Below are 18,142 nucleotides of genomic sequence, written 5' to 3' on the forward strand. Positions count from 1 at the left end.
TATAATTCCACCGTCAGGGAGCACCCCGCATGTATGGCTCCCCCAAGATAGTTACGCGGCCGAATTCCAGATAATGGCGACGGCCCGGGACGAAACGGACGGAGACATGGCCTCGAATCCCAGCATCCAGCTAAGCTTCCCCGAAAAGGACATCGCGCGTCTCACGTTCGACCTGCCTGGCAAAGGCGCGAACATTCTGAGTCGGCCTGTGATGGAAGAGTTGGCAAACCATCTTGATACGCTTGCTGAGCGAGACGACATCGTCGGGGTCGTCATTGATTCGGCCAAACCAAGCATCTTTATTGCCGGTGCCGATATCAACGAGTTTGCTGCTTCCATGGAAGTGGATGAAAAACGGACGTTCGAGATGTGTCGGTGGGGGCAGAAACTGTTCGGTCGCCTACACGCTTATCCCTGGGTCACAGTCGCCGCGATCAATGGGACTTGTGTTGGCGGTGGAACCGAGTTGGCCCTGGGTTGCGATCGTCGAATCGTTACCACTCATGAAAAAACGGAAATTGGACTTCCGGAAGTCAAGCTCGGCATTTATCCCGGTTGGGGTGGAACGGTTCGCTTGTCCCGACTTGTCGGCCTGGGCAACGCCGTAAAGATGATCACCTCTGGCGAAAGCGTCTCTCCCCGAAAAGCCCTGGGACAAGGCCTAGCGGACGATATGGTGGCAACCGATGAGTTGGTGCCTGCCGCGATCCGCATGATCCGTGAAGAACAAGAGACGAAGCAATACCTGAGCGATCGTGCCCAGCGGATCAAGCCAATCCAAATCAATGAAACAGAACTTGGATTCCTGGGCGCTACGGCGTCGGCCTATATCCAACAGCAAACCAAGGGACAGTATCCAGCGCCCTTAGCGGCCTTAGAAACGCTGCTCGGTGGGGCCATGGTCGATGCGGAATCGGCCCTGGAAGCCGAAGCTCAAGGGATGGCGAAGCTGTTCGGCACTCCGGTCAACGCAGCGTTGATCAATGTCTTTCTGTTGACCGATCGGAACAAGAAAGACAGCGGGATCGAAGGTGACGGCCCAAAGCCGAAAAAGTTGGAATCTGCCAGCGTGATCGGGGCCGGAATCATGGGTAGTGGTATTGCCGCTGCCAATCTGAAACGCGGCCTGACGGTAACACTGAATGATGCCAACGCAGAAGCCTTGGAACGAGGCGCGAGCGCAGTCTTAGATGAAGTCTCGTTCGACAAGGACACCCGCTCAAAGAGCGTCGAGCGTGCAATCCACTATGCTGGGCGTCTGCGGAGTACGACTAGTGGAGACGAATTGCTCGACTCCGACATCATTATTGAAGCGGTCGTTGAGAACCTGGAACTCAAACGAAAAATCTTCGCCGGACTCGAAGAGAAATTACCTGAGTCAACGATTCTAGCAAGCAATACATCAACCCTGCCGATCACGAAGCTCGCCGAAAAATTAGAGCACCCCGAGCGATTTGTCGGTATTCACTTCTTCAATCCCGTCCGCAAGATGAAGTTGGTCGAAGTGATTCGCGGTGAACAAACTTCGGACGAGACAGCCGCAACCGCGGTCGCATATGCCAAGGGACTCGGCAAGTTCCCGATTGTCGTGAACGATGGCCCCGGTTTTCTCGTCAATCGATTGCTGTTCCCTTACATGAATGAAGCAACTCAGCTTCTTCAAGATGGCGTCGACATGAAGCGGATCGACAAAGTTGCCGTCAAGTTTGGTATGCCGATGGGGCCGATCGCTTTGTACGACATGGTCGGGATCGATACGTCGTTCTACGCTGGCCGAACGATGTACGATGCTTTCCCGGATCGCACGCTGGTCTCGCCGATCTTGCCGGCGTTGATCAAGAATGAACGAATGGGCACGAAAAAGGGGTACGGGTTCTACAACCACGAAAAGAAGAAGGGCCGCCCTGAACCTGATCCAATGGCCCTTGAGTTGATCGCCAAGTACGTCGACAAGCCAGAGCGAGAGATCACAGACGAGGAAATCCAACATCGCTTGATTTTGCCAATGCTGCTCGAAGCGACGCGTGCTCTCGACGAAGGCGTTGTGAGAGATCCACGCGATGTCGATTTAGGGTTGATCTTTGGTATCGGCTTCCCGCCCTTTAAGGGAGGTCTACTGTTCTGGGCAGACACGATCGGAGCGAAGGCTTTGGTCGAATGGCTTAAGCCGCTCGAAGAACTCGGGCCTCGTTTTGCTGCCACGGAAATGCTGCTGGAAATGGCAAAGCAGGACAGTAAGTTTTACGATCGAACCTCGGACTAACGGCTCGGCGAAGAGAGAGAAAGCATCATCATGAATCAGGCGGTAATCATTGACTGTGTCCGAACGCCGATCGGTCGTGCCCATCCAGAACGTGGGTACTATCGCGATGTGCGGAGCGACGATTTGGCCGTGCATTGCGTGCAAGCTTTGATCGAGCGTACCGGAGTTGATCCGAACGACATCGATGACGTCTTGTTCGGCAATACCCAGCAAACGTTAGAGCAAGGGCTGAACGTCGCGCGAATCATTGCATTGACGGCTGGGCTTCCCGTCACTGCGGCAGGCGCAACGATCAACCGACTTTGCGGCAGTAGCTTACAGGCATTGAATCAGGCAGCTCACAGTATTATCGCCGGCGCGGAAGATGTGCAGATTGTCGGTGGTCTGGAACATATGACGCATGTCCCGATGGATCATGCGATCGACGTTAATCCAAAGCTGTTTCATCACACCTCGGAAGCCGCGCTCCACATGGGGATCACGGCCGAGTTTCTCGCGCAGACGCAAGGAATCACGCGAAAGGATCAAGACGAGTTCGCCTTGGCCAGTCATCAAAAAGCGGTCGCTGCATTCAATCAAGGGAAGTTCACGCAGGAAATCATTCCCACCCATGGACGCGACGAAGATGGCCAGCGGCATCTCCTGACGCGGGATCAATGTGTTCGCGAAGATACCAGCTTGGAAGCACTTTCCGCGTTGCGGCCCGTATTTATGCCAGATGGCGGAACGGTCACTGCCGGGAATGCATCGCCAATCAACGACGGTGCTTGTGCCATGTTGATGATGTCGGAAGAGACTGCAAAACGCCTGGATCTTAAGCCAATGGCACGAGTGGTCGCCACCGCCGTAGCAGGTGTCGAACCTTCGGTAATGGGAACCGGGCCCATTCCTGCGACGCAGAAAGCTCTTAAGCGAGCCGGTATGACGCTGGATCAGATCGATGTGATCGAACTGAACGAAGCGTTTGCTGCACAGTCGTTGGCTTGTATTCGAGGCTTGGAACTTGACGTCGACAAAGTGAACGTGCATGGGGGAGCAATCGCGATTGGGCACCCACTGGGCTGCTCAGGCGCCCGTATCAGCACGACGCTCTTGCATGCAATGAAAGATCGAAATGCTCGTTTTGGTCTCGCCACGATGTGCATCGGTGTAGGGCAGGGGATCGCAACGATCTTCGAGCGAATCGACTAGCTGCCTGAGGTTCTCGTATGGAAACGGGGGAAGAAGTCTTTCGACATGCGTCGATAGCATCGATGTTTCTCGACCGTGTCCGAACCGACCCGGATAAGCCGGCGCTTTGTTCCAAGGCCCAGGATGCCAGCGATTTCACATGGGTGACGTGGGCTGATCTGCTTCGCGATGTCTACGCGAGTGTCGTTTTGTACGAACGGCTCGAGGAATTTCAGCCTGGTGATCGCGTTGTTCAAATTCGCGATAACAGCCGCCAATGGATCACGTTCGATCTCGCCACCATGTTTCTCAAATGGTGGCACGTGCCTTTGAGTTCCCATCTTTCAAACGATCAAGTCGTCGCGATTGCTCGGCATTGCAAGCCGGCGATGATCATTGCGAACCCGAAAGCAATACGCCAACATTTGCTTGCGCTGCATGATGATTCAGTTTGCTGGACCGTTGTCGACGACGAAAGCGATGATCCCCTAGCCGATCCTGCTGCCTCCTTGGATGAGGTGGTTCGTGCGACATCGATTGACGAAATGCTTTCGTTTCTGCAGGAAAAAGTAGATGCATTGAATCCCGACGACGTCTGTTCGCTCGTCTACACCTCAGGGACGACTGGTACACCGAAAGGCGTCATGCTTTCGCATCGCAATTTGGCATTCGATGCCTCGGCCGTCGTGCATGCCTACCAAGAGAAACCAGCGGACAAACGTCTCAGCTTTCTGCCGTTCAGTCATTTATACGCACGAACTTGCGACGTCTATACCTGGATTGCACGTGGGTCGCAGTTGGTGTTGGCCAAGTCTCGAGATACGATCCTGGCCGATTGTCAGGCCACACAGCCGACGCTGATTAACGGTGTCCCTTACTTTTATCAGAAAGTTGCCGAGGGACTGAAAGCAAAGGGGATGTTGGACATCGACAACTCACTTTGCAATGCCTTGGGTGGTGAAATCCGCATGTGCGCCAGTGGCGGTGCTCCGTTGACGACTTGGACAATCGATGAATACCAAAACCAAAGCATTACCATCTTGGAAGGTTATGGACTGACCGAGTCTTCTCCCGTCATTACCGTTTCCACCGAGAACGCCCATCGAACCGGAAGCGTTGGTAAGCCAATTCACGGTGTCGAAATTCGGGTAACAAAAGATGGCGAAGTCGAAACGCGTGGTCCGCACGTGATGCAGGGTTACTACGACGACGAAGCTGCCACAAACGAAATCATGGATGGAGAATGGCTTCGTACCGGCGATCTCGGGCAGATTGACGATGATGGGTTTCTCTGGATCACGGGTCGTCAAAAAGAGATGCTCGTCCTTTCAACCGGAAGAAAGGTCAATCCGTCGACCCTCGAACTGGCGATCAGTAGTGATCCGCTTGTCGCTCAAGTAGTCGTTTGCGGCGAAGGGGAGAAATGCTTGTCGGCATTGATCGTTCCCCAACCGGAGCAACTGCGAGCGCGAATCAAAGAGGCCAGGCTCTGGGTCTTTTCCAAGCGACAAGCATTGGCTCATCCCCGAGTCCGGGCCTGGTACCGAGAGGTTATCGACCGACAACTTGCCGATCGTGCCGATTTCGAGCAAATCGGTCACTTCACCATTTTGGGCCAAGGTTTTACTCCAGAAACAGGCGAAATGACCCCCAAGCTAAGTCTTCGCCGAAATACGATCGCGGAAAATTATCGTGGGCTGATCCAACAAATGTACAAGCCGCGGAAAGTGTCGTGGTTCCCGTGGCAGAGGCGATAGTTGTAAGATGCTTTCTGGAAGGTGTTTACGTCAACATGTGCCGATTGTTGGAGCGCCTTTCATCGATATGTAAGGTAGAGTTAGTTAGCTTGGATGCAGTGTTAATGGGGGTGTGTCTCTCATTACGAACCACTTCAATCTGTCGCGGGAGCAGCAACGATGAGCAGCGATACCACTAATCCTTCGGTTCCAGAAACGAAGCCGGACGAACAACATGAGACATCGTTCGCCGAAACCGCGCTCAAACTCGGGGGCAAAAGCGAAGACGAAGCTCGTCGAACCGGGGCGATTGATTCTGCCGACGATCAAGTCGAAAAGCTATTTCAGCCGCAGTACCAAACGGCAAACAGCCCGGCGCACCGTGCGGTTTGGGATCGTGGCATTCCGACGGAGTTATTCGAGTCTGATTCTATTGAAACGGCTCCTGAAATCCGCAAAGTGATGGATGACAGCCTGGAGGTCGTTCGCGGCTTTCAGAAAAGTAAGTCGATCACCGACGAGAAGGGAAAGATCCGGGACGAAGTCTTGCAGTCGCTCGGCGAAGCTGGTTACTGGGGTTTGCTCGTTGATAAGAAGTACGGCGGCAGCGGAACGCCGTTTCGATCGTTTGCCCCTTTTCTTACTGAAATGGCGATGGTTGATCCAACACTCGCTGGACTTGCTTCGGTGCATGGCTGTATCGGGGCTGTCGATCCTGTCAGTACTTTTGGAAACGAGGAACAGAAGCAGCGCTATTTACCGAAGCTGGCCAGTGGCGAACGTCTTTCGGCATTCGCGTTAACCGAACCATGTGCTGGTTCGGACCTGACGGCGCTGAAGACATCGGCCAAGCTGGACGGCGACTCGTACATTCTCAATGGCGAGAAACTTTTCATCACGAATGTCGTTCCAGGGCGAACGATTGGTGTGGTCTGCCTGATCGACGACGTGCCGGCTGTGTTAGTGGTCGACCTCCCTCCGGAGGAAAACGCGAACTTCCAACTTCGGAAGTATGGAATTTGGGCACTGAAGCATACCTATAACCAAGGGATCATTTTCAAAGACTTCCGTGTCCCAAAGGAGAACCTGCTGCTGCCCGGTAAAGGAAACGGGCTCACGATTGCGTATCACGGATTAAACCTCGGCCGTATCAGTCTCTGTGCGAACGCCGCCGGCACGATGCGACTGATGATGGCAAGCATGATTCCGTGGGTTCACTTTCGAGAAACCTATGGCGAACCGATCGCCAAACGCGAACTCGTGCAGCGACGGCTCGGTAAACTGGCCGGAATGATTGTCGCTTCCGATGCGTTGGTCGCATGGTGTTCCACGTTAATCGACTCAGGCTACCGCGGCGAAATGGAATGTATTATTGCCAAGATCTTCGGTAGCGAATCGCAGAAGGAAGCGGCGATTGAACTATTTATGAAGACGCACGGTGGCCGTTCGTTCCTACATGGACATATGTTTGGTGACAACGTCCACGAGTATCTTGCCCCTTGTATCTACGAAGGGGAAGGGGAAATGCTTGGGATGGCTTTCTTTAAGTCGCTTGTCAAAAAGCATGGTACGCAGTTCTTCGAACCGATCGGCAAAGCTTTGCACGCTGCCGGTATCAAGAAGCCAAATCCGTTGAACCCTGCTCATGCGTGGGCGCTCAAGGGGGCCTTGGCTCCTTATGCCAGCTGGATGATGAAGGAGTATATGGGAGGAAAACCACGGCCGAAGTTACCTTCGATGCCTGATGATTTGAAAGCCCATGCCCAGTTTGCAGCTGATCGTCTGCAGGACATGCCTCTGAAGATTTCGGGAACGATGCGGAAGCATCAGCTGAAGCTGGCCGATCGGCAGTGCCGTATGTCGTATCTCTCGCAAAACGTCCAGGACCTGATGACGATCTTGTGCACGGCGCTGTATGCCGCCAAGCAAGATAACGAGACCGTACGTGCCGCGGCCGACATTGCTTGCCGAGATTTGAAACGCAAGATCTTGCTCACTCCTCCGAGCGATCGTTACTTCCGCCGTGTTTCTGAAGTTGGCGGCATGATTGCCGAAGGCAATTTCCCCGGCGTCAGTACGCCTCCAGATGAAATCATGATGCGTTATGATAAGTAACGTATTTCTATTTTCATCGCGGAAGGAGCTCGCCGTTGGTCAAATTCAGTGTCATTCTTCCCGCTGCCGGACGTAGTACACGCTTCGGCGGCGGCGAATTGAAAAAGGTCTACGTCTCGCTCCTGGGCCAACCGGTTTGGTTACATAGCGCGAAACGATTTGCGGCTCGACACGATGTTAGCGAAGTCGTCATCGTGATTTCAGCCGACGACGAGTCTTACTTCCAAGAGAACTTCACTGCCGATTGTCAGAAGTACGGTATTCGATTTGTCCTTGGTGGTGAAACGCGTACCGATTCGATTGCCAATGGAATCGACGCACTTTCTGGCGATAGCCAGTTCATCGCGATTCACGATGCCGCGCGGCCTGGTATCGATGATGCGATGATCGACGATGTCTTCAACGCAGCTGCTTCCCATGGCGCGGCCATTCTGGCGCTGCCGGTTACTGGGACGCTCAAGCGTGTCTCCATCGAAGGCACCATTTCCGAGACCGTTCCGCGGGAGGGCGTCTGGGAAGCACAAACGCCGCAGGTCTTTCGGCGACAAGTCATTCTCGAGGCATATGAAAAGTTCCGTGACGAGCCTGCTACAGACGACGCCAGTCTGGTCGAGCGATTAGGTCACCCCGTGCATGTCGTGAAAGGGGGCCTCCAGAACCTGAAGATCACGACCAAAGATGACTTGGTAGTTGCAGAACGGCTTCTTACGAGCGGAAGCTGAACCCAGGCAAGCGTTTAGGTGTCGTCCCGTAGTTCGTTTGGCAAAATTTTCTTAGAATGCCCGGTTCTTACGGCAACGAAACCCTTAACGGCAGCGACCTTCGGCAGATGAAAGACATTTTCGCAGAACTTTCGTGGCGTGGACTGATCAATCAAACCACGGGGGACGACTCGTTCGGGACCTGGCTGAACGAGCAGTCGCGGACCGTCTACGCAGGTTTCGATCCGACTGCCGAGAGCCTTCACGTCGGGCACATGTTGCCGTTGATGCTACTGCGTCGTTTTCAAGCGGCAGGTCATAAGCCGATTGCTTTGGTCGGTGGTGCCACAGGAATGATTGGCGATCCGAGTGGCAAAAGTGCTGAACGGAACCTGCTATCTGTCGATCAACTGCGAGCTAATGTTGACGCCATCAAAGTTCAGATGGGGCAGTTTCTCGACTTTGAGGAAGCAGGCAGCGGTGCCGTCTTGGTGAATAACTTTGACTGGATGCAAAGCTTCAGTTACCTCGACTTCCTGCGCGACATCGGCAAGAACTTTCCTGTCAACGTGATGATGGCGAAAGACTCCGTCAAAGGCCGACTCGAACGAGACGATGCCGGGCTGAGTTACACTGAGTTCAGCTATATGCTGCTGCAAGCCTACGACTTCGTGCATCTGTACGACAAGCATGGCTGCACGCTGCAGATTGGTGGTAGCGACCAGTGGGGCAACATCACGGCTGGGATCGATCTGGGACGCCGGATGCGATCGGCTCAACTCTTCGGTATGACCTGTCCGCTTTTGACCAAAAGCGACGGGACCAAGATGGGGAAGACCGAGTCCGGCGCCATTTGGCTGTCGGCCGATCGCACAAGTCCATACGCGTTCTACCAATACTGGATCAACGTCGCGGATGAAGATGCCGGCAAGTGCTTGCGATTCCTGACTGAACTAGAACGGGAAGAAATCGAATCGCTGGATAAAGCCCGCGAAGAAGAGCCCCATAAGCGTCAAAGCCAGAAACGCTTGGCCGAAGCATTGACCGAACTGGTCCACGGCAAGCAGGGTGTCGAAAGTGCTCTACGTGCAACCGACATTTTCTTTGGCGGCGAGATCGATAATTTGAGCGATAAGCAGCTCATCGAAATTTTCGCGGATGTGCCTAGCCAAGAGCTTAGCCGAGACCGACTGGCCGCCGATGGTGGATTAAACATCGTCGATGCGTTGGTTGAGTCAGGCCTTTGCAAGAGCAAGGGGGACGCACGCCGAACCATTTCGCAGGGCGGGGCTTACGTCAATAATCGCCGCGTTGAAGAGGTCGAAAGATCGCTCGGCACCACCGATTTGGCCAGCGAAACGGTCATGGTCTTACGGAGCGGCAAGAAGAAATACGCTTTGTTGCGGTTTGCTGGCGAGTAGATCAAAGCTGCTAGCCAACCGCTGATTCAAATTGACGACCGCCTGCCAAATCCCTACGATTCCGGCAGGCGGTTTTTATTTGGGGCGGGCAAACTTCCACTGGGCTTGTTGAACGTTGGCGCGGAAAAAGACGTTTCTCGTGGTGTTTTTCGTAGCGGCTGTGCTGATCGCAGCGGTGACCGGTTCGGTCTATAACGCCACTCAGCATGTCCCGGAATTCTATACCGAGGCCCTTTACGTCGAACCAACCACGGCTCATGAGTCAGGCGAGATCCTCGAAGAGCAGGTCTTTGCATTCACCAATCAGGTCAAAAAGCCTCGTGCGTGGTCGCTTCGTCTGACCGATCAGCAGATCAACGGCTGGCTGGCTGCCGATCTCAAAGAAAAGTTCCCCGAGCTTTTGCCCGAGCACATTGAGGAACCGCGGATCAAAGTAAAAGGCAAGACGTTGCTCGTCGGCTGTAAATACAAAGGCCAGTCGCTCAACTCGGTCTTGGCCGTTTCGCTCGATTGTTTTCTGGTGGAAGGGGAGCCGAACGTTGTCGGCATTCAACTTCACAACGTCACCGCAGGCGCTCTGCCGATCCCGCTAGGGCAACTGCTTTCGGAAATTGATACCTACGCCGGCAAAGCTGATATTCCGATTCGATGGCAACAAAAGGATGGAGATCCGGTCGCCCTGGTAACCATCCCCAGTTCGGGTGCCGATATCGAAGGGGAAATTCGGATCGATGCGTTGCAACTGAAAGATGGCGAGATTTTGCTATCCGGCGAAACCATCAAGACCGAGGAAGAAATCAAAAAAGAAGAAGCGGCACCGGCTCAAGCCCCCGCTGAATTACCGTCGCTTCCCGAAACACCTGCGGAGCTTTGAAGCTCGAGCGTTAGCTTTCCGTCGAGCTTTTGCCCGGCAAGTTGAACGACGATTCTTTCAGCCGTCTGTTCGATCCACTCAAACGTCCCTACGTCGACTCGCTGGACGTGCCCACGATTCTTGGAGATCGGTCCCTCATATTCGAGGTAGACCATCCGGTGATCAAAATCAGGGACCGCCGCGACGGTCGTTTCGATCTGCGGGAATTGCCACAGCGTGAACGTCTTCAGAACGCTCCCCTCTTCCAGCAGCAAGTCGAAATGATCCGGCTTAGCTGCTTCGGTTGGCGTTTCGTGATGAAGGATGGCAAAGCGAGGCATGCCTTTAGTATACGGTCGTATCCTCTTCGACCGATATGCCTTGCGGCGATCGCTGGCTGCGAACTTCCGCTTTAATCAATTTCTTCCCAGGCGTAGCCATTTGGACCGTGATTTGGAAGCTGGCCGAGTCTCCGGCTCGCATGTAGCGAAGCGGTTGAACGCCAATCGTCATTCCATCAGCGGACTGAGACGTTTGCGGATTACCTGGGCCGGTTAGTCCTACGAATCGCATCCCGTCGCCGAGCCGCAGTAGAACTTCGACGTTGCCATCGTCAGCGTTACGGGCATTCCTAACCGAAAGGTAATAGGTCACATTGTTGCCGGCTCGAATGTTCTCTTGCAGTTCGGTTAGGCTGACTTCCAATTGCCCGGTAACTTCCTGAGGTGTCCCCCCGCCGTTTTGACCCACTGCTGGTGGCTGTTCCTGAGGCGGACGTGCCGAGGCCGTGATCGTCGTGCAAGTTCGAGCATTATTCGACACGCCTTCCGCGGTCGTTGCGGAAATGCGATTGCAAGCCTCACTGATAGGACTATTCGCTTTGCATTCCACTTCCAAAATCGCTTGCTGGTTTGGCAAGATGCGTGGGAATGTCCAAATCACTTTGTTCTGCTCGTCGCGAGCCGGATCGGTTCGGCCGAGAATCTGGAAGCTAGGATCAACGATTTCTTCCACCTGGACATTGGTCAGCGTCACTGGTCCGGTGTTCGTCAGGATGGCCCGGAACAGAACCGTTTCGTCTACCGTTCGGGTCGAAGGGGCACGCAGTTCCAAGTTGAAACTAGGCTCTGCAGGGGGTGGATTGACCGAGACGCATGCCGTAGCGGACTTGCCCTGCACACCATCGGCCTCGACGGTCAAGCGATGGCAGTAACGCCCCGGAGTCTGTGTTTGGAAGGTAAGGCTTTCCGTGATGGTTTGGCCCATGTTCAGCGTACCGCCATTGAGGCGATTGCCGATCGGGCTTTCTCGACCTGGGATGATCAATCCGTTGTCGAACACATCTTCCAACCGTAGATTGGTGAGCTGCTGATTGCCAGTGTTACGGATTGTGATTCGATAGGTGACCGGTTCGCCGACGGTGACCGATTCCGGCCCCTCCATTTCGAGGTGGATCGCATCGACCGCGATTTGCGTGCTGACGCTGTCTTCGCTACGAAGTCCTGGCTCGGCCGTTGCGACGACCTGGTTTTGCAGTGTGCCCGATTGTTGAACTCGCGTTGTCAGCGAGATCTGTCGGAAGCCGCGAGCTTCGAGGTCGCCGATCGACCACTCTAAGCGATTGCCACGGACCTGGGCGGCTGGCACGCTCGACTCGTAGACCAGACCAGGATCGAGGGTCACGCTAAGGAATGTATTTCGTGCGGCCACATCACCACCGTTTTGCAGGTTGATGTTGTAGACCGCCTGCGAGTTATACTCGGCAACTTCTGGACCGGTGATGTCGACCGAAAGTTGTGGAGCACTCCACGTGACTGTGGTCACTCCGGAACCGAGCATCAAGTTCTCGGCGTTACTTTCAGGGTCCATATTGGGCTGGATAAGCGTGACACGAACCTGAGCTGTCCCGGCCTGATTCGATAGGGGGGCCAACTCGGCGGTCGCAAAACCATTGCCATCGGAACGAACTTCGACAGGTTCGCCCTGTGCAGCCGTTTGGCCATTGATCAGGAATGCTGAGGGAGGACCGTCCAGGATTTCGTATCGAACCTTCCATCCTTCGACGGGCTGTCGATTCGTTTGACGCAGTACGGTCGTTGTCAGAACAGCTTTGTCGCCTGCAGGAACAACCACTGGAGCAGGGAACTGCCACTGCGCATCGACCCAGTAGATAGTTGCTGTCTGTTGACGAGCAGGCCAGTTTTCAAACGTCGGGGCCAACGCTGTTACGCGGCTCACCCCTGGCGATGCCGAGCTGACCGACATCCAGGTTTGCCCCTTGAGTACACGCACGTCGTCGCCGGGAAGTTCGGTTCCGCGGTCGATCGTCTTGTCGCACAAAAGGGTGCTGCTTGTCGCGAAGTCTGGTCCCTGTACGCCATAGTTTCGGTTCGAAACCAGGTCGAACATGTTCGAGTCTTTACCAACTTCCGTGATATAGCCGACGCTTTCACGCGACAAAATCCAGTTCACTGGACGACCAGCCTCATGCAGATGTTTCTTACGATTGACGCCAGCCACCAAGACAACTTCCGTACCGACAGGAGCAACGACGCGTGAAGGTGAAAGCTGAAGTGCTTCCGGGTCGGCTACGTCTTTAGGAGCCGCAGGAAGCGGGGTCAGCGGTGTGACACCAGGGGCCGGGCAAGGAGAAAGTGGCGCCGGCTGCTGGAAGGCAGGCTGTTGATTAAAGCAACCTAAATTACAGTCGACCGAGGTCGTATCGCGAGCAAAGATTCGCTGCCCGGAAGGGTCGATTCGAGGAACGCGGAACGGCGCGCAGCCTATGCTGACGATCGCAATCCATAGCGTCGTAAGGAGCAACGTTCGCTTCGTGCTAGTTGACCACCGCATGACTGTTTCCAAAACACAGACGTGGAGTTCCCGACGTAGCTTGCCCAGAATGACAAGCCATGAAAACCTAGCACGCGGTTAGGCAACATGCGGCATTTTTTCATCATGCGATGTTGAGAAAAAACAACGCGACCCGTGCGGTTGTAACAACAGCACGGGTCGCGTGAGTTATGTCAGTTGCGAGAGCTTTGCTCGGTCGCTGCTTTAACGATTCCGAGCGAAGATGCCGGTGGCGTACCAGATGCCGTTGCGGCCTCGCTTCATGTCGTAGCCGTAGTAGACGTTGTTATCGCTGACCGCCGACCAGTGACCGGACGAATGACGCCAGCTGCGAACACATTCAATCGCGGCGTCTTCCAAACGCTGACCAGGCCAGCTTTCTGCACAGACTTCTGTTGGAACCAAGCCACCAGGAAGCTGGGCTTTGATCTGGTGGAAACGCGATTCCCACTGATGGTGTCCTTGCAACTGCATGTTGGCTTGGTTGCGACTGTGACGGAACGTTTCCAGGGCGAGCAGTCGGCGGAAGATGCCCTTGGTGCTGCGAGGCTGTTCCGGATGCATCCGAACGGCGTAGATCAACGTTCGCTGGGTGAGCGAACCAGGCGGCAGTGTCAGGATGACTTGCATCTCGTGAACGCTGCGACCTTGGGCCGATCGAAAATTGAACTGGCTGACTACCTGTCCATACTGCGATGGATCGTTATTGGTGTAGTCGACAATCGCAATCCCGGCGTTTCCGTACATATAACCGAACGCTGCGTGGTTCAGCAGACGCGTTGGCTTTTCTTTGATCGTGACATTAGCGTCGACCGACAGCTTGGCGACGACATAATTCTTTAGCAGGCTCGAGACACGGTTATCCGGAAGGATCTCTGTCTCGAAACGAGTGGCCGCGTTCGAGTCGTCATCGAAGACGATGAACAGCATTTTCTTTTCCGCCGTGGCGGCTTTGACAGCGCTGGAATAGTCGTCGTGCCAATTGAGTTCCGAAGTTTCGGCCAGTGCGGTGCCGTTCCAGCCAGCGAGAATCAGAAGGCTGAACAACACGCCAAAGGAGCGAAGCGACATGTTCATAGAGAAATCGGGGGAGTTAAAAGGGAGAGAAATCGTTGGTAAAGAATCCCGCATTTAGGTAGGAAACGCGGGATTTACCGGTCAAGTCATCTACGTAAAGTTAAGTGGACCAGTTGTAGCAGTCAATCTACTACTGCGGGCAAACGCACCTCGGAGATGCAATTTCTTCAGATCTTTGCCCGTCTGGACAGGTGGGTTAAGTGCGAAGTATAGGTAAAGGATGTGGTCTTGGAATTGTTTGTGTATTAGGTGGCTTTTCGAAATAATGCTGGCCATGAAAGCTTCACGAGATCACCTAAACGGTATATCTTGTGGGCTGCCCCAACCTCACAAACCGGATTTGGCCCCTTCCACCACGGATGAGGAACATCATGATTTGCAATCTACGGCGTACGGCAGCGCTTTATCTCGCGGCTCTGGCTTCAGGTTTACTGATTGTCTCCGGTTCGGCATTCTCGCAGCAGCCAACCCCTGCTGGCGACCTTTCGGATGTCGTTGAGGACGCCAAAGGTAATTTCCAGCCGGTGACGGACGAGGATGTCTCGAAAGCCAAGCGAACGCTCGAAGCGAACCTCGGAACGCTTGAAGACCTTCTGAACAACGGTACCGCCGAAAACGAAGAAGCTTGGAAGACTTACCTTCGTTGGAGCGACTTGGAAACGCAACTTTCTGCGGAAAAACCCGACCTGCGAACCTTAGAGGAAATCTACCTGAAATTCCGAGGATCGTATGCGGGGCTTGACAAACAGCAGATGATCGAGGCCCGAAAAGCCCTGCGAACGTACATCAATCTGGCCTATTTCTCGCAAGTCGAGCAGTACCAAAAACAGTTCGATATCCAGCTAAAAACCTTAGGCGATGCCGTTGGACGGTACGTCGAAAATCGAGTTCGTGAAGATGCCCAGGCCATCGGTGGCATCCTCGGCTGGCTTGAGCAAGGGAACCAGGTTCCAGCCGCTGTAAAAACGATCCGAAATAAACTCGATCGTCCCAACTTGTATGCGTCGGTTTCCCGCGAATTCATCTCAGGTGCCGTCCGCCGAAATGTCGATCAAACGACTCCTGTCCGGGAACTGATCCTGGGAACGACCGTTCGTGGCACCGCCCATATGGTGGGTGACGTCGATGTGAATCTCGTGCCCAGCAAGGACAAAGGCCTGATCGAGCTTACCCTTGCTGGTACTGTTTCTTCCGACAATGTAGGGGTGAATGGCCCTGCGACGATTTACTCCACCGGTTTCAGCACCGTCGGAGCCAGCAAGCTGCTGGCGTTCGACGAGGATGGTTTAACGGCAAGTCCCGCGACGGCCCATGCCGACACGACGACGACGTTCAATGCCATCTGCGCAAAGATGCGATTGATCCAAAAAATCGCCACGAAGCGTGCCTATCAGCAAAAATCGCAGGCCGAACGCATCGCTTCGCAGCGAACCGAAGCCCGTCTGGAAGCCCGATTTGACGACGAAACACGCGATCTGGTGACCGATGCGAACTCGCGACTTCGTGAGCGGCTCTATCGCCACCTGCTCGGTCGCGACGAATTCCCGGACGAGCTGAACGTGTCCACGACGACCAATCATTTAAACCTCGAAGTGATGCATGCCAGCCAAACGCAGCTGGCCGCTCCGGAGCCTGCCCCCGAAACCGAAGACCAACAGGCTGATCTCACCCTGAAGCTGCATGAATCGATCATCAATAACTACGGCGAAACGTTCCTGGCCGGCGTCAAGTTGACCGACGAACGGCTCGTGGAAATCCTCGAGCAGCGTGACGCCGAGATTCCTGAGGAATTGAAAATCACGCCTGATACCGATCCATGGTCGATCACCTTCGATTACAAGCTGCCGATTCAGGTCGTCTTCGATAACGACACCGTCAAGATCGGCATCCGCGGTCGGCAGTTCACTCGGGGTGATAACGAAGTGAATCGCACCATCGCCATCAGTGCCGACTACAAGATCGAAAAAGGGGAAAACGGCACACTGCTGACCCGCACTGGCGATGTGGTCGTCGATTTCCCCACGCAGGAACGCCTCGGTCCGCTCGATCTGACGGCGAAAACCTTCCTGCGTAAGAAGTTCGAGGCGGTCTTCAAGCAGGAAATTGTCGGCGAAGGGATCGAATTGGAAGGCGAGTTGGCCAAAGCCGGAACGCTGAAAATTTCCTCTCTTTCGGTCACCCCTGGCTGGTTCGTCGGAAGCTGGAGGCTGGAAGCCCCTGCCGAAGTCCCCACGCCTGCGACCGAAGTGACATCTGTGGTAGACTAAAACACGTCGTCCGTTTTCCGTGTGAAGTGTCCAGTTTTCAGTCGGAGCAACGATGGATCGTTGGGTTGAAATTCAGTTTGACTGCTTGCCGCTGCGTTCAATCGATCGGCTTGATATTCCGATGGACGCGTCGCCCAAGTTTCAGCAGCACTGTCTGCGTGTGAAGGGGGCTATGGAGAAACATGGTTCCCACAACACCTACTATCTGCACAACGCTTCGTGCACTTACCACCTGCTTAATCATCCGCAGGATGGGATGATCCAGTTCAAGTTCCACGGCACCGTCATGACCGATGCCGACGACCTGGCCACCAAGGGAACCGATCTGGAAGTCGAACTGGTCAAGGAAACCTGTACATGGCTTTCTGAGCCAATCGTACAGTGGTTCCAGGAAACAGTTCAGCGAAGCGTCGCCGTCGAGTTCGACCACTACATCCAAGCCGGCGATCTCAAGAAAACCGAAGAACGCATCGCCAAGATCAAAGCCGAAAGCGAATCGGACGACGGCTTCATGGGCATGTATCTGTAACACGCTCGCCGACAATCGCTTCCCGACCGCCGGCCCCCTGCCAACTGGTAAGTGGCGTGAATTCGCTGCCAAGCTTATGACCTCGAAAGAGAATCGCTCCGATTGTCTCTAATGGTTGTCCAAGCGTCCACGATTTCTTTTCGCCGCTCAAAACCCTCGAGAAAAACAGGGGTAAGCTCTGCATGCAACGCGCAATGGTGCGTCGCTGAGGTCGTAGAAGGCACATTGGGGCAGGGCAAACACCACGTAAGAATGTCGAAGTTTTGCTGTATGGTTGGACAATAGTTCGCTAATATGACGCGCAAACTTGTTCAATACTTTCTACTCATTAAAGTGGAACCCGATCCGCGCGTTGGGCATCCTGCAAATTTGCGATTGGGGCGTTTTCCCGTCAAGATACTGGCGAAATCGCATTGAATTGCGACGTAGCGATGCCTAGAAAATGTTGATGCCCGCCAAATTACCACCAGTCAGGTAAATGTTTTAGTGACGCTTCCACTTCGGAATCCAACCATAGTCCTCCCATAATTTCGCGGAATAGTAGTAGCAACGGGGTCGATCCCATTTCTTTCCAGCTGGTAGCGGCTTCCTGAATACGCCGATCTAGCCATTGGTATTCATCAAATTGGGGCAACGGTTTGTCGTCTCGATGGCTCGACGAAGCGCGTTTGCTGTAGATCTGGAAGCGATTGGTTAAGAGTTGGTGATCGCACGTATCAAGGGCACGGTTGAAAACATCGCCAGCCGACCAGAGGTCGACATGCTGCGAGCGGTACACGATCGGTGGGGTGAATCCATGTTTGAGAAGACGTTTTGCAAATTGGTCGATCTCGGCGTGAATTGATTCTGGCCATTGTTCGGTGGACCATTCGTCCGGATCTTCCGCTTGACGAGCTGAAAACCAGCGAGCCAGATTAGTCTCAATCTCATCGGCAAGTTGTCCGCCGATGGCGAATAGCGTAATTAGTTGGCTAGCCATAACGGACTCGTGAAGTGGAAAGCCTCGAATCGATTTGAGAACGGTCTAGAATAATAGCCAGCGGTAAATTGCCGCTGGCTATTGCGATTTAAAATGGTGATCGCGGAGTAGCTTCCACACTGAAAAAGCCAGTGGCACCCCGGTTGTTGAACACGGGATGCGCGAGTCCTGTCTGCCG

General features: G+C 54.3%; 13 protein-coding genes. 9 read left to right on the plus strand and 4 right to left on the minus strand.

Going from position 1 to position 18,142, the window contains the following annotated elements; translation table 11 throughout:
• Nucleotides 1–73: 73 nt before the first annotated feature.
• The 7 genes from LA756_RS24045 to LA756_RS24075 all read left to right on the plus strand — a co-directional run bounded on the left by LA756_RS24045 (nt 74) and on the right by LA756_RS24075 (nt 10,280).
• Nucleotides 74–2,263: a 3-hydroxyacyl-CoA dehydrogenase NAD-binding domain-containing protein gene (locus LA756_RS24045; RefSeq protein WP_224437268.1), complete on the plus strand. Its 2,190-nt coding sequence runs from the start codon at nt 74–76 to the stop codon at nt 2,261–2,263.
• Nucleotides 2,264–2,293: 30 nt separating this feature from the next.
• Nucleotides 2,294–3,454 (plus strand): acetyl-CoA C-acyltransferase FadA, encoded by a 1,161-nt coding sequence (fadA, locus tag LA756_RS24050; protein WP_224437269.1) that lies wholly within the window; start codon nt 2,294–2,296, stop codon nt 3,452–3,454.
• Nucleotides 3,455–3,516: 62 nt separating this feature from the next.
• A complete protein-coding gene (locus LA756_RS24055) occupies nt 3,517–5,190 on the plus strand; it encodes a long-chain fatty acid--CoA ligase (RefSeq protein ID WP_224437270.1) in 1,674 nt (557 codons plus the stop codon).
• 159 nt (nt 5,191–5,349) lie between these two features.
• The gene (locus LA756_RS24060; protein WP_224437271.1) at nt 5,350–7,284 is read left to right on the plus strand and encodes an acyl-CoA dehydrogenase family protein; all 1,935 of its coding nucleotides are present in this window, start codon (nt 5,350–5,352) and stop codon (nt 7,282–7,284) included.
• 35 nt (nt 7,285–7,319) lie between these two features.
• Nucleotides 7,320–8,006, plus strand: coding sequence for a 2-C-methyl-D-erythritol 4-phosphate cytidylyltransferase (gene ispD, locus LA756_RS24065; RefSeq protein WP_224437272.1), 687 nt, complete (start codon nt 7,320–7,322; stop codon nt 8,004–8,006).
• 107 nt (nt 8,007–8,113) lie between these two features.
• A complete protein-coding gene (gene tyrS, locus LA756_RS24070; protein WP_224440427.1) occupies nt 8,114–9,406 on the plus strand; it encodes a tyrosine--tRNA ligase in 1,293 nt (430 codons plus the stop codon).
• Nucleotides 9,407–9,545: 139 nt separating this feature from the next.
• Nucleotides 9,546–10,280, plus strand: coding sequence for a hypothetical protein (locus LA756_RS24075; protein ID WP_224437273.1), 735 nt, complete (start codon nt 9,546–9,548; stop codon nt 10,278–10,280).
• On the opposite strand, the gene LA756_RS24080 is transcribed toward LA756_RS24075, so the two are convergent.
• The 3 genes from LA756_RS24080 to LA756_RS24090 form a co-directional block, all read right to left on the minus strand.
• Nucleotides 10,229–10,600 (minus strand): DNA polymerase ligase N-terminal domain-containing protein, encoded by a 372-nt coding sequence (locus LA756_RS24080; protein WP_224437274.1) that lies wholly within the window; start codon nt 10,598–10,600, stop codon nt 10,229–10,231. The genes LA756_RS24075 and LA756_RS24080 overlap by 52 nt on opposite strands.
• 4 nt (nt 10,601–10,604) lie before the next feature.
• Nucleotides 10,605–13,112: a DUF11 domain-containing protein gene (locus LA756_RS24085; RefSeq protein ID WP_224437275.1), complete on the minus strand. Its 2,508-nt coding sequence runs from the start codon at nt 13,110–13,112 to the stop codon at nt 10,605–10,607.
• A gap of 204 nt (nt 13,113–13,316) precedes the next feature.
• Complete coding sequence (locus LA756_RS24090) at nt 13,317–14,183, minus strand: hypothetical protein (RefSeq protein ID WP_224437276.1); 867 nt, start codon at nt 14,181–14,183, stop codon at nt 13,317–13,319.
• A gap of 377 nt (nt 14,184–14,560) precedes the next feature.
• Here LA756_RS24090 and LA756_RS24095 point away from each other — a divergent pair, with 377 nt between their 5' ends.
• Together LA756_RS24095 and LA756_RS24100 are read left to right on the plus strand one after the other, a co-directional pair.
• Entirely contained in the window at nt 14,561–16,456 is a 1,896-nt protein-coding gene (locus tag LA756_RS24095) for a hypothetical protein (RefSeq protein ID WP_224437277.1), read from the plus strand.
• Nucleotides 16,457–16,508: 52 nt separating this feature from the next.
• Entirely contained in the window at nt 16,509–16,985 is a 477-nt protein-coding gene (locus LA756_RS24100) for a hypothetical protein (protein WP_224437278.1), read from the plus strand.
• 460 nt (nt 16,986–17,445) lie between these two features.
• Here LA756_RS24100 and LA756_RS24105 read toward each other — a convergent pair whose 3' ends face one another.
• The gene (locus LA756_RS24105) at nt 17,446–17,964 is read right to left on the minus strand and encodes a hypothetical protein (RefSeq protein WP_224437279.1); all 519 of its coding nucleotides are present in this window, start codon (nt 17,962–17,964) and stop codon (nt 17,446–17,448) included.
• Nucleotides 17,965–18,142: the final 178 nt, after the last annotated feature.

The sequence above is a fragment of the Bremerella sp. TYQ1 genome, from assembly GCF_020150455.1.
GTDB classification, from domain to species: domain Bacteria; phylum Planctomycetota; class Planctomycetia; order Pirellulales; family Pirellulaceae; genus Bremerella; species Bremerella volcania_A.